This is a genomic window from Microvirga sp. Mcv34, from assembly GCF_024519725.1.
Taxonomy (GTDB): Bacteria; Pseudomonadota; Alphaproteobacteria; order Rhizobiales; family Beijerinckiaceae; genus Microvirga.
Genome location: NZ_JALJRK010000025.1, coordinates 62,759 through 74,687, shown reverse-complemented (window position 1 = coordinate 74,687; position 11,929 = coordinate 62,759). Strand labels below are relative to the sequence as shown.

12 protein-coding genes are annotated in these 11,929 nt (G+C 65.1%); 1 reads left to right on the top strand and 11 read right to left on the bottom strand.

Annotation, left to right across the window (positions count from 1 at the left end):
• The 3 genes from OC446_RS15040 to OC446_RS15030 all read right to left on the bottom strand — a co-directional run.
• Positions 1-562, bottom strand: a 562-nt coding sequence (locus OC446_RS15040) for a TCP-1/cpn60 chaperonin family protein (protein WP_315986510.1), incomplete at its 3' end; no start/stop codon positions are given.
• Positions 563-618: 56 nt separating this feature from the next.
• Positions 619-909: a co-chaperone GroES gene (groES, locus tag OC446_RS15035; protein ID WP_203440895.1), complete on the bottom strand. Its 291-nt coding sequence runs from the start codon at positions 907-909 to the stop codon at positions 619-621.
• 242 nt (positions 910-1,151) lie between these two features.
• Entirely contained in the window at positions 1,152-1,997 is an 846-nt protein-coding gene (locus OC446_RS15030; RefSeq protein ID WP_262029839.1) for a DMT family transporter, read from the bottom strand.
• A gap of 207 nt (positions 1,998-2,204) precedes the next feature.
• Between OC446_RS15030 and OC446_RS15025 the strand changes: the two genes are divergently transcribed.
• Positions 2,205-2,969: a L,D-transpeptidase gene (locus OC446_RS15025; RefSeq protein ID WP_262029838.1), complete on the top strand. Its 765-nt coding sequence runs from the start codon at positions 2,205-2,207 to the stop codon at positions 2,967-2,969.
• Between the two features lie 90 nt (positions 2,970-3,059).
• Here OC446_RS15025 and OC446_RS15020 read toward each other — a convergent pair whose 3' ends face one another.
• The 8 genes from OC446_RS15020 to OC446_RS14985 form a co-directional block, all read right to left on the bottom strand.
• Entirely contained in the window at positions 3,060-3,791 is a 732-nt protein-coding gene (locus OC446_RS15020; protein WP_262029837.1) for a DUF2076 domain-containing protein, read from the bottom strand.
• A gap of 56 nt (positions 3,792-3,847) precedes the next feature.
• Positions 3,848-4,429 (bottom strand): NUDIX hydrolase, encoded by a 582-nt coding sequence (locus OC446_RS15015; protein ID WP_262029836.1) that lies wholly within the window; start codon positions 4,427-4,429, stop codon positions 3,848-3,850.
• Positions 4,430-4,439: 10 nt separating this feature from the next.
• Positions 4,440-5,291 carry an SDR family NAD(P)-dependent oxidoreductase gene (locus tag OC446_RS15010; RefSeq protein WP_262029835.1) on the bottom strand — a complete coding sequence of 284 codons (852 nt, stop codon included), beginning with the start codon at positions 5,289-5,291 and terminating at the stop codon, positions 4,440-4,442.
• Positions 5,292-5,599: 308 nt separating this feature from the next.
• Positions 5,600-7,111 carry a chromosome partitioning protein ParA gene (locus OC446_RS15005; protein ID WP_262029834.1) on the bottom strand — a complete coding sequence of 504 codons (1,512 nt, stop codon included), beginning with the start codon at positions 7,109-7,111 and terminating at the stop codon, positions 5,600-5,602.
• Positions 7,112-7,211: 100 nt separating this feature from the next.
• On the bottom strand, positions 7,212-8,567 hold the full coding sequence (gene glcF, locus OC446_RS15000; protein ID WP_262029833.1) for a glycolate oxidase subunit GlcF: 1,356 nt from the start codon (positions 8,565-8,567) through the stop codon (positions 7,212-7,214).
• 9 nt (positions 8,568-8,576) lie between these two features.
• Positions 8,577-9,194: a DUF2585 domain-containing protein gene (locus OC446_RS14995; protein ID WP_262029832.1), complete on the bottom strand. Its 618-nt coding sequence runs from the start codon at positions 9,192-9,194 to the stop codon at positions 8,577-8,579.
• 1 nt (position 9,195) lies between these two features.
• Entirely contained in the window at positions 9,196-10,380 is a 1,185-nt protein-coding gene (glcE, locus tag OC446_RS14990; RefSeq protein WP_262029831.1) for a glycolate oxidase subunit GlcE, read from the bottom strand.
• Positions 10,377-11,810: an FAD-linked oxidase C-terminal domain-containing protein gene (locus tag OC446_RS14985; RefSeq protein WP_262029830.1), complete on the bottom strand. Its 1,434-nt coding sequence runs from the start codon at positions 11,808-11,810 to the stop codon at positions 10,377-10,379. The genes glcE and OC446_RS14985 overlap by 4 nt, the downstream gene beginning before the upstream one ends.
• Positions 11,811-11,929 lie beyond the last annotated feature (119 nt).

Below are 11,929 nucleotides of genomic sequence, written 5' to 3'. Positions count from 1 at the left end.
CGAGCTCGGTCTCGGCGGTCTTGGCTTCCTCGACGGTGATGACACCCTCGTTGCCGACCTTCTGCATGGCATGGGCGATCATCTCGCCGATGTCCTTGTCGCCGTTGGCGGAAATCGTGCCAACCTGGGCGACCTCGTCGGAGGACTTCACCTTCTTGGCGCGGGACTGGATGTCCTTCACGGCCTCGGCTGTGGCCATGTCGATGCCGCGCTTGAGGTCCATCGGGTTCATGCCGGCGGCAACCGCCTTGGCGCCCTCGCGAACGATGGCCTGGGCCAGAACCGTCGCCGTGGTGGTGCCGTCACCGGCGATGTCGTTGGTCTTCGAGGCCACTTCGCGCACCATCTGGGCGCCCATGTTCTCGAACTTGTCGGCGAGCTCGATCTCCTTGGCGACGGTGACGCCGTCCTTCGTGATGCGCGGAGCGCCGAAGGACTTCTCGATCACCACGTTGCGGCCCTTGGGACCCAGCGTGACCTTCACGGCATCGGCCAGAATATCGACGCCGCGCAGCATCTTGTCGCGAGCATCGGAGGAGAACTTAACGTCTTTGGCAGCCATGGGCTTTGCCTCCAGGTTGTGTTCAAAAAATTCGGGATAAGGGCTTTTCGGCGAACTTACTTCGCGACGACGCCCATGATGTCGGATTCCTTCATGATCAGGAGATCCTGGCCATCGATACGCACCTCGGTGCCGGACCACTTGCCGAACAGGACGCGGTCGCCGGCCTTCACGTCGAGGGCGACGACCTTGCCGCTCTCGTCACGGGCGCCGGGGCCGACGGCGACGACTTCGCCCTCTTGCGGCTTTTCCTTGGCGGTGTCCGGGATGATGATGCCACCGGCCGTCTTCTCTTCGGCTTCGATGCGGCGGACGACAACGCGGTCGTGCAGCGGACGGAACTTCATGGAACTTCCCCTTTGACGATAGGCGCGACCCCTCTGGCCGCGCCGGTCTCCTGGCTGTTAGCACTGTTCGTTGACGAGTGCTAACGCTGGCCGCGAGATAGGCATATGCGGAAGGGGAGTCAAGAGACCTTCCCTTTGGGCAATGTCAGAAAAACGCCCCTAGCCCTTTGTAGGTAACGGTCATGATCCTTTCATGACCGCCCTGAAATCCATGCGCGGGCGGTTTCGGCCGGAGCAAGCCCCTAGCGCCGCGACGTCATGGCGGCCGCAGCCACGATGAGGATGCCGCCGCCCAGGGTCGCCCAGGTGGGGATCTCGCTGAAGACCCCGTAGCCGATCAGCACGGCCCAGATCAGCGCCGTGTATTCGAGCGGGGCCAGCCGCGCCGCCTCGGCCTTGGCATAGGCGGTCGCCATGAGCACGTGGCCGATCACGCCCAGAACACCCATCAGGGCGAACCAAGCCAGGTGCTCGACATGCAGCGGCTGCCACGCCCAGATACCGAAGGGCGCCACCAGGAGGAACGGCCCCATATTCTGGAAGATGACGATGTGCAGGAACTTGTCCCGCTGGGCGCGCTGGCGCAGCAGCACGAGGCTCAGGGCATAGGTGATCGCCGACAGCAGGGCCGCGCCGACGCCCGTCCACGAGCGGGCCGCACTGGCCTCCCCCGTCTGGCCGAGGACGACCACGAGGGTTCCGAGAAATCCGATGCCGATGGCCCCGACGATCCGGCTGTCGACCCTCTCGCGCAGCATCAGCATCCCGAACAGGGCAATGAACATCGGCGACAGGAACGACAGCACGAGGGTCTCGGCGAGCGGCAACTGTCCCAGGGCATAGAAGAAGCTCAGGGCCGTGATCACCGCGATCACGGAGCGGACCGCATTGGCCGCGACGGTCTCCCGGTTGGGCCAGCCGGGCTTGAGGACGGCCACGACCCCGCCGACGACGATGCTTCCACACATGAAGCGAAGGAACGCGACCTGGAAGGTCGGGTAGTAGGCGGACATCCCCTTGATGACCGCATCCATGATGGAGAGAACCGCGATGCCTGCGGCCGCCCGGAGGGCGGGACCGAATTTCATGATGTCACGATGATGTGAAAGCGGGCGTCCGGGATGAGCGCCGTCGAAGGAAGAGGCTCTTACCGCACTTTCCGAAGCGGTTCACTCCCCTTTTCGCAGCATCGGCAGGAAAGCTCTCCTGCACTTCCTGCTTAAATTCATCCAGCTTGGCGGAAACAAAAGCCGCGCTTGTCGTTTATTCTGCAAATCACCGATAAGGAAACGTCAATGCGCGCTTGGATCCCTTGCTCTGCAATGCTTCTGGCCGTCCTGCTGCCGGCTGCCGCCTCGGCCCAGCCGGTTTATGGAAACGGCAATTTCTACGGAAATACTTACATCGCTCCGGGCTATGACTATCCCTACGCCCGAACGGAGGACGGCTACCGTGAGAGCTATCCTCTCGTGACGCGTCCGTCGGCTCGCGCCTCCCGGGCCGAGCGCATGGCGGGCTATCCCTATGACGTGACCACCACGGGCAGCACCGTCGCCTCCCTGCCGCAGGATTACGGCAACGGCACGGGCTACGACAACAGCATCGATTATGCGATCGCCCCGCAGTTCCAGCGCCAGCTCGTGTCCTATCAGGGCAAGGAGCGTCCGGGCACGATCGTGGTCGATACCAACAGCAAGTTCCTCTATCTCGTGCAGGAAGGCGGCCGTGCCCTTCGCTACGGCATCGGCGTCGGCCGCGAAGGCTTCGAGTGGCGTGGACGGCAGACCGTTTCCATGAAGCGCGAATGGCCGTCCTGGCGTCCGCCGGCCGACATGCTGCGCCGCCGCCCGGACCTTCCCCGCTTCATGGAAGGCGGACCGGACAATCCGCTCGGCGCCCGCGCCCTCTATCTCGGCTCCACGCTCTACCGCATCCACGGCACCAACGAGCCGCACACCATCGGTCAGGCCGTTTCCTCCGGCTGCATCCGCATGCTCAACGACGACGTGACCGATCTCTACAGCCGCGTGAAGGTCGGAACGAGCGTGGTCGTTCTCTGATCGCGTCGCACGGTCTACCGTCGCGCAGGATGGCCGGGCTCGCCCCGGCCATTCGCTTTTGAGAACGATGCGGTTTCAGACGACAGGGCCTCAGGCCCAGTCGCCCTCGTCTCCCCCATCGCCGCCGAAGTCGGAAAAGTCCTGCTGGTCGTCTTCCTGCGGCTCTTGGTTCTGGTTCGGGTAGAGCCCATCCGTAATGTTGCCGAAGCTGGCATTGCTGGCGTCAGCCGTCTGATCGGCACCGCCCAGGCCGGCCGCCGACGCCACATTGCTCAAGGGATTGTTGTCGCCGCTGAAGGCATGGCTCAGGGCATTGGCGATCATCATGCCGCCCGCGACGCCCGCCGCCGTCGTCAGCGCGGTCCCAAGGAACCCGCCTCCGCCGCCACGCTGCATGCCGCCGCCCCAGGGTCCGGGACTGGCCATCGGGCCGCCCTGCGGCGCGCCATAGGGCTGCTGGGGATACGGTTGAGGCTGGGGCTGACCCCAGGGCGAGGCCTGGCGGGGCGGCGGCGCATTGTAGGCGGGCTCCGGCGGCCGCGACGGACCACCGCCGAAGATGCTGGACAGGAAGCCGCCCTGCTGCTGCGGCTGGCGGCTCACCCGGTCCAACTCGGCGCGCAGCCGCTCATTGTCGGCCTGGAGATTGCCCAGCGCCTGCTCCTGAACGAAGACCGCCTGGGCCAAGGCATAAGGCGCATAGGGCTGCTGGCGGAGCTTCTCGGCGATATAGCGCTCGGCCTCCGGGTCGCGCGGCTGGTTCGCCACCTGTTCGAGCCGCTGGAAGATATCGTCGATGACCTGCCGTTCCTGATCGTTCATCGCATGCCTCCTTCAAGGAATGTTGGAGAAGGATGTAAGCATGCCCAAGCCTCTTGTCAGGGGTCGACGAGGCCGAGCGCGCGCATATTCCGCAGGCCCTGCGGGGCGATGGTTTCGAGCTCCTGAAGGTCGCGCCACGCGGCGCCATGCACCTCCCGCAGGTCGGGACGGAGAGCATTCTGCTCCGATGCCTTCACCACATAACGGATGTCGTGATGCCAGTGCTCGGGCTCGTCCCGATCCGGCCGCGCCGGGATGCGATGGCTGTCGATATCGACGGGCAGCCCGGTCTCCCGGTGCCACGGGTCGATCACAAGGTCGTGCATCCCGGTCTCCTCCACCGCCTCGCGCAGGGCTGAGCCCATGAGGTCGTCCGGGGGCTCATAATGGCCGCCGGGCTGCAGCCATCGCCCCAGGGAGCGATGGTGGATCAGGAGGACGCGCCGGCTCCTTTGGTCGAGGATGAATGCCGACGTGGTGACATGGCCCGGGAAGGTCCGGCGCGAATGGATGTCGTCCCCGGCTTCGATCTGGCGCCGCAGGATCGCATGCCGCTCATCGGGGAGTCCGAAGGCCCTGGCGTGACCGTCCAGGATCTTGCCGACGTGACGGCGGAAGGCTGCCGGATCGAAGCTCACGACGACCCTCTCAGCTTTCCATCACCTTCGCGAAGGCATCCTTGTAGTCGGGATGCCAGCGCGAGAGCGGCGGACGGTTCTCAATGAGATCCTCGGCGGCCCAGCGGATACGCTTCTCGTCCATCTCCCGGGTCGTCTCGTTGTCGGGGCAGAGCACGTAGAAGTCGCCTCGCTCAAGGGCCGGCAGGAGGAAGTCGACGACCTGCTCCGGCGCCCAGGCGCCGGCCGGCTTCTCGGTGACGCCCCTCGCCCGGGTAAAGCCCGTATAGACGAAGCCCGGGATGAGGAGATGCGCGCTCACGCGGCAATTGGGCCTGTTGCGCAGGTCGTGGGCCAAGCCTTCCGTGAAAACCTTCACGCCGGCCTTGGAGATGTTGTAGGCCGTGTTGCCGGGCGGTGTGGTGATGCCCTGCTTCGATCCGGTATTGATGATCGCGCACGGGGTTTTCTGGTCGATCATGGACGGCGCGAAGACCTGCACGCCGTTGATGACACCCCAGAGATTGGTCTCCAGGATCGCGTGCCAGCGCTGCAAATCGCCGAACATCTCCCCGCCGCCCTCGGTGCCAGCATTGTTCATCAGCAGGGCCACCTCGCCGAAGGCGGCATGGACCTTCTCCCTGAGCGCTTCGACGTCTGCCAGCCGGCTGACATCGGTAGCGACGGCCAACACGGTCTCCGGCTTGCCGGCTACGCGCCTCACGTCCTCCTCGGCGCGCCGGAGGGCGTCGCCCTCGAGATCCGCGAGACAGACTTTCATGCCGAGTTCCGCGAACCGCTTGGCGGCCGCAAGCCCGATACCGCTCGCGGCTCCAGTGATGACGGCGGCGCGGCCGGAGGCGATTGCTGGATGCTGAGCCATCGTGGGGATCCTTCATGCCTGCCGTGCAGGCGTTTGCGATTCGATGATGGGGCCAAAGTGGCGCGCGGCCTCTCGTTCGCCAAGGCCCACGGAATGATTGGCGGTCTGCATCGGGTGCATTGTTGTTTTAGGCCTCTCGGCCGATCCCCACGTCATGGCTGGCCCCGTGCCGGCCATCCCGGGAATCTGAAACGCCCACCCCTCCGATCGAGATCACCGGCTCAAGGCCGGTGATGACAGCATGGAGAGCTTGTCCGGCCTGAAAAAAGAAAAGCCCCGCATCTCTGCGGGGCCCTGGAGGTAAAACGCTACTCCGCGTCCGGCGATTTCAGGGGCCGGACATTCGTCTCGATTTCGTCCTCGTCGAAGAGGGTCGGGTCCTCCTCCTGCGTGTCGAGGCGGGTCTTTTTGCGCAGGGCCACATATTTCTTCTGGATCTTGGTGCGGCTCTCGCGGGCGATTTCGAGGGCGCCCTGCATGAGGGAGCGCTCGGCCTTCTCGTTCTGCAGTTCCTCGGTCAGGCGGCGATTGGCGGCCTCCAGGGTGTTGCGCTCCTGCTCGAAGCGCTTGGTGACCTGGTCGATGCGCTCGGACAGGCTCGCTACCTTGTTGTCGGAGCTTTCGATCTGGAAATCCTTGGCCGCGATGGCCTTGCCCAGCATCTCGACACGCTCCTGCAGCTCGATGCGCGAGCGCTGGAGCTCGTTGACCATGGCCACCTGGCGCTCGACCTCCTGCTGGGTCGCCTCCAGGCGACGGTCGAGGGTGTTCTTCTCGATGCTCGTCTCTTTCAGGTTGCGCTCGACACCACGCAGGGCCTCGTTCTTGTCGCGCAGCTGGTCGCGGGTATGGGCCAGGATCTTGTCGGTCGCGGCCAGACGGGAGTTGAGCCCCTCGATCTTCATGTCGAGCGCCGAGAGATCGGTCTGATGGGCGGAGCGCTCGGAATCGATCTGTGTTTCCAGGCGCTGGCGCAGCACCTGCTCGGCCATCAGCTTGGTTTCGAGTTCGGAGGCGCGCTGGCGCGTGGCCTCGAGCTGGTTTTCAAGCTCGCCGTAACGATTGGTCAGGCTGGAGAGGCGGTAATTCTGCTCCTCCGCCACCTTCTGCAGGCGCTTGACCTCGTGGTCGAGCAGGCCGTTGCGCTCGCGGGTCTCGATGAGCTCCCGCTCGGCCCGGGCCACCGTCTGGTCGGCCTCCTGGGCTTCGAGGCGTAGGGCCTGGTTCTCTTCCGTGATGTTGCGGGCGCGCTCGGTCTCGATGGAGAGCTGGTTCTCCAGGTCGGCGACGATGGCCTCCTTGTCCTTCACGTTGAGGCGCAGGTCCTCGATGAAGGATTCCTGCTCGCGAACCCGCGACTCGGCCTTGCGCAGCTGCGAAACGGCGGAAGTCAGGTCGTCCGCCGTCCGGGCATGGAGGCCGCTGAGGTCGGAGAGCTCCCGGCGCAGGGCCACGGTCGTGTCCGTTTCCTGCCGGAGCACGGCCTCGGTTTCGAGGAGGCGCGACTGAAGCTGCGGATAGCTGCGGATGAGGTCGCTCACGGGCTCGCTGAGGAGGGCGAAATCCTCCTTGAGGCTGCGGATCTCCTCCAGCCGGTCGATCATGTTGGCGAAGCGGACGCGGATCAGCTCGTTCTTCTGACCGACGGAATCGAGCGCCACGTTGGGGCGCACGACAACCGTCTCGCCCTTTTCCGGAGGCGCCGCGGCAGGCGCCGCGACGGCCACGTCACTCTCGCCTCTGTCAGGCAGGGAGCCGATGATGGCCTCTTCCTGCTTCTTGCCGAATCGGCTTCTGAAGGATGTCCAACCCGAAGACATGTGCCGGTCCTTACGCCCCTGAAATTCACGCTTTCCTAACTTTTAGCCCAGATGGCCCCGTTTTGGAAATAGAATTTCGTTGCGTAAGAATGTGGCGACCTTACTCTGCCGCGATGGTTAACGGCGGGGAAACCCGCTTCCCGAACCCTGCCGCCTCCAGGATTTCCGGCATGGGACCGCCCGTCGCCCAATCAAGAAGCTCGACCGTGTGGACAATGGGGATTTCCGTCCCCTTCCCGATCTGGGTCATGCAGCCGATATTGCCGGTGGCGATGAGATCCGGCTTGGTTCGCTCGATATTGGCGACCTTGCGAGCCCGGAGCTGGGCGGCGATTTCCGGCTGAAGCAGATTGTAGGTGCCGGCCGAGCCGCAGCAGATATGCCCTTCCGGCACGTCCTTCACGGTAAAGCCCGCCTGTTTCAGCAGGGCCTTCGGCTCGGTGCGGATCGCCTGCCCGTGCTGCATGGAGCAGGCGGAATGGTAGGCGACCACGAGATCCGTCTCGCGCACGGGCTCCATGAGCGTCAGGGACGTGACGTATTCGGTGATGTCCTTGGCGATCCCCGAGACACGAGCCGCCTTCTCGGCGTAATCCGGGTCCTCCCGGAACATGAAGCCGTAATCCTTGATCGTCGTGCCGCAGCCTGAAGCCGTGATGATGATGGCGTCCAGCCCCTCCCCGTCCATTTCGGCGATCCAGGCATCGATGTTGCGCTTGGCGAAGCCGTGGGCCTCCTCGCCGCGGCCCATGTGGTGGACGAGCGCGCCGCAGCACCCCTCCCCCTTAGGCTGGACCACGTCGACGCCATGCCGATTGAGAAGACGAACGGCGGCTTCGTTGAAGCCCGGTTTGAGCACAGGCTGGGCGCAGCCGGACAGGATGGCCACCCGGCCCCGGCGTTCCCCATGCGCCTTGAAGGTGCCGGGCTGGTCGAAGGGCGAGCGTGTCGGCACCTTCGCCGGCGCGAGGTCGATCATCGCCTCCAGACGGTTACCAAGGAACGGCAGCCCGCCGATCAGGGCCTTGAAGGGCTTGACCAGCATTGCTGCGCCCAGGGCGAGGCGGAAGCGGCCCGGATAGGGCAGCACGCTGGCGAGAACCCAGCGCAGCAGCCGGTCGTGCCAGGGCCGCGTATAGGTTGCTTCGATATAGGCGCGGGCATGATCGACCAGGTGCATGTAGTGCACGCCGGACGGACAGGTGGTCATGCAGGACAGGCACGAGAGGCAGCGGTCGATGTGCTTGACCACTTCCGGAGAGGCGGGCTTTCCGCTCTCCAGCATGTCTTTCATCAGGTAGATGCGCCCGCGCGGGGAATCGAGCTCGTCGCCGAGCAGCAGATAGGTCGGGCAGGTGGCGGTGCAGAAGCCGCAATGGACGCAGGTCCGGAGGATCTTCTCCGAACTGGCCATGGTGGGATCCCTGAGCTGGTCGGGCGTGAAGTTGGTTTGCATCGTTTTATCTCACATCGCCCCTTGCCACTGATTGATGGCCTCAATGGGATGGATCAGCATGATGATGTTCAGAATGAGATTGTCGCGGATCCGGAAACCCACGAAAGCCTCCATGACCGCCGCCACCAGGACCGTCAGCCAGACCGGCCAGATCCGGGCCAGCGCGAACCCGATCATCATGGCGACGATGTCCGACACCGAGTTGATGACGCTGTCGCCATAATAATCGAGCGCGATGTTCGTCGCACGATAGCGGTCGATGACCGTGTTGGTATTCTCGGCGATTTCCCAGGCGCATTCGATCCCGATCGCGATGAGGAAGGCGAGGCCGAGCGGCAGCGGCTTTCCGATCAGTCGGCCGAAGGCCCAGAGGCCGCCATAGAACAGAAACCCGTGAATGATATGGGAGGGCGTGTACCAGTCGGTCAGGTGCTGGGAATTGCCGGAATCCTTCACCACCCCATGCCACAGCTCGATGGTTCCGCAGGTGCAGATCGGCGTGCGGCCCATGGCCAGAAGGATTGCGGCGGTGAGCGCGACGAGCCCGAGCGCGATCCCGGCGACGAGCGCCTTTCGCGACCTGCCTGGTGTCTGCGCCTCCGGCGCGAGAGAAGCCGTGCCCGCCATGTCAGATCCCCGCATACATCCGGCCCGGATTGAGGATTCCGGCGGGATCGAAGGAGGCCTTGATGCCGCGCGTGAGGGTCATCAGGGCGTCGGGTTGAGGCTCGAACACGTCGAGGCTGGAGCGGATCTCGGCGGGCGCGCGCACCAGGGTGGCATGGCCGCCGAAGGCCCGGGTCGCCTCGCGCAGGACGGAGGCGCCCGCGTCGCCCTTCGTCGGGGTCGAGATCCAGATGAGCCCGCCGCCCCAATCGTAGAACCATTGCGCATCGAGGGACTGCGCCACCTGGGCGACGAGGTCGGGGCCTTTCATGGGCGCTGTGGAGACGCGCCAGACCGCCCGCTCGCCCTGATCGGTCAGCAGCGCCACGTCGCGCACCGATTGCCAGAGCGCCTCGGCCCCGACGCCTTCGAGCAGGTCCATGAACCGGAAGCGCTTCAGCAGGCGCTTGAGCTCATTCATCCGGTAATCGACCGAGACCCTGAACCCTTCGAGACGGATCAGCGTGGTGCCGCCCCGGCGGTCGCGGTCGGGAACATGCGCGGCGCCGGTCACGTCGAAGGGCGATCCGAGGGCCATGGACAAGGCCTCGATGGCCTGCCTGTCGTCGAGCCCGCGGATGGCGAGCGTCGCCATGCGCTCCTGCTTGGGCAGCACCTTGAACGTGACCTCGGTGAGGAAGCCAAGCGTACCCCAGGAGCCCGCCATGAGCTTCACGAGGTCGAGCCCGGTCACGTTCTTCATCACGCGGCCGCCGGATTTCACCACCTCGCCGCGCCCGTTGACGAAGCGTACGCCGATCAGGCTGTCGCGGGCGGCGCCCGCCATGATCCGGCGCGGGCCGGACAGGTTCAGGGCCGCCACGGCCCCGATGGTCGGCTCGCCCTTGGTTCCGAGGAGCGCGCGGTAATCCATGGGCTCGAAAGGCAATTCCTGGCCTTTCGCGGCCAGAATCCGCATGACTTCGAGCACCGGCGTGCCGCTGCGGGCCGAGATCACCAGCTCCGACGGCTCGTAAAGCGTGATGCCGGTCAGGGCCGACGACGAGATCGAGGCGTCGGTCTGGTTAGGCCGCCCCATCGGGGCCTTCGTGCCGTTGCCGGACACGTTGAGAAGCGTGCCCTTGTCGGCAGCCTCCCGGATGATGATGGATGCGTCCTGCTCGTCGCGGGGGGTGTGAGTCGTCACGCGGCAAGCCTTCCTTCAAGCGGGAACACCTTGGCGGGATTGAGCAGCCAGCGCGGGTCGAACACGCCGCGCACGCGCATCTGCTGCTCCAGGTCCGTGGCGTTGAACTGATAGGTCATGAGGTCCCGCTTCTCGATGCCGACGCCGTGCTCGCCGGTCAGGCAGCCGCCGACCTCGACGCAGAGCTTGAGGATGTCCTCGCCGGCCTTCTCGGCCTTCTCCATTTCGCCCGGCACGTTGGTGTTGAACATGACGAGCGGGTGCAGGTTGCCGTCGCCCGCATGGAACACGTTGGCGACGCCGAGCCCGTAGGATTTCACGATCTCGTCGATGCGGTTGAGCACGTAGGGCAGTTGCCCGGTCGGGATCGTGCCGTCCATGCAGATGTAGTCGGCGATGCGTCCCGTGGCGCCGAAGGCCGACTTGCGGCCCTTCCAGATCGCCGCGCTCTCGGCCTCCGATTGCGAGACCTTCATGGTCTTTGGCCTGAACGGCTCGGCGATGGCCACGATGCGACGGAGCATGTCGTCGATTTCCGCGTCGGACCCCTCCACCTCGACGATCAGCATGGCCTCGACATCGAGCGGATAACCCGCGTGCGCAAAGGCCTCGCAGATCTGGATGGCGGGCTTGTCCATGTATTCGAGCGCCACCGGAATGATGCCCGCCCCGATGATCGCCGCCGTGCAGGCGCCCGCATCCTCGACGGTCGAGAAGCCGAAGAGGGCCGGCCGCGCCCCTTCCGCTGCGCGCAGGATCCGCACCACCGCTTCCGTCACCACGCCGAGCTGGCCTTCCGATCCGCAAATGAGGCCGAGGAGATCATAGCCCGGGGAATCCAGGTGCTCGCCCCCGATCTCCACCACCGTGCCGTCGAGGAGCACCAGGGTGACGCCGAGCAGGTTGTTCGTCGTGACGCCGTATTTCAGGCAGTGGGCCCCGCCCGAATTCATCGCGATGTTGCCCGCGATGGTGCAGGCGAGCTGGCTCGACGGATCGGGGGCGTAGAAAAAGCCCTCATGCGCCACCGCCTGGCTGATGCCGAGATTGGTGATGCCCGATTGAACCCGCGCCGTGCGCCCCTCGAAGTTGACGTCCAGCACCCGGTTCATCTTGGCGACGCCGAGCACGATGGCGTCCTCCTGGGGGATGGCTCCACCGCAGAGGGAGGTGCCCGCCCCGCGCGGCACCACCTTCACCCCGTGCTCGTGGCAAAACCGCATGATGGCCGCGACCTCCTCGGTCGTGGAGGGCAGCACGACGGCGAGCGGCATCTGGCGGTAGGAGGTCAGGCCGTCGGTCTCGAAGGCCCGTCGCTCGTCCTCGGAGACGATCAGGGCCTCGGACGCGACAAGGCGTCCCAAACCCTCGACGATCTCCTTCCGACGCGCCAGAACCGTCTCGTCCGGTTTCGGGAATGCAATGGTCATGACACCCTCCCTCAAGGGCCAATGCTGCGTCCAGGGTATAGCTACCTTATCGATAAGGCGGCTTTCTCTGGTGGCATTTTCCAATAATGTAGAATGTCTCTAGGATGGGCCAGGGGTCC

Bases quoted from the DNA above. Each gene is read 5' to 3' on its own strand.
- OC446_RS15005 (WP_262029834.1), bottom strand. From the start codon at position 7,111: ATGTCTTCGGGTTGGACATCCTTCAGAAGCCGATTCGGCAAGAAGCAG.
- groES (WP_203440895.1), bottom strand. From the start codon at position 909: ATGAAGTTCCGTCCGCTGCACGACCGCGTTGTCGTCCGCCGCATCGAA.
- glcF (WP_262029833.1), bottom strand. From the start codon at position 8,567: ATGCAAACCAACTTCACGCCCGACCAGCTCAGGGATCCCACCATGGCC.
- OC446_RS14995 (WP_262029832.1), bottom strand. From the start codon at position 9,194: ATGGCGGGCACGGCTTCTCTCGCGCCGGAGGCGCAGACACCAGGCAGG.
- OC446_RS15030 (WP_262029839.1), bottom strand. From the start codon at position 1,997: ATGAAATTCGGTCCCGCCCTCCGGGCGGCCGCAGGCATCGCGGTTCTC.
- OC446_RS15020 (WP_262029837.1), bottom strand. From the start codon at position 3,791: ATGAACGATCAGGAACGGCAGGTCATCGACGATATCTTCCAGCGGCTC.
- OC446_RS15010 (WP_262029835.1), bottom strand. From the start codon at position 5,291: ATGGCTCAGCATCCAGCAATCGCCTCCGGCCGCGCCGCCGTCATCACT.
- OC446_RS15025 (WP_262029838.1), top strand. From the start codon at position 2,205: ATGCGCGCTTGGATCCCTTGCTCTGCAATGCTTCTGGCCGTCCTGCTG.
- OC446_RS14985 (WP_262029830.1), bottom strand. From the start codon at position 11,810: ATGACCATTGCATTCCCGAAACCGGACGAGACGGTTCTGGCGCGTCGG.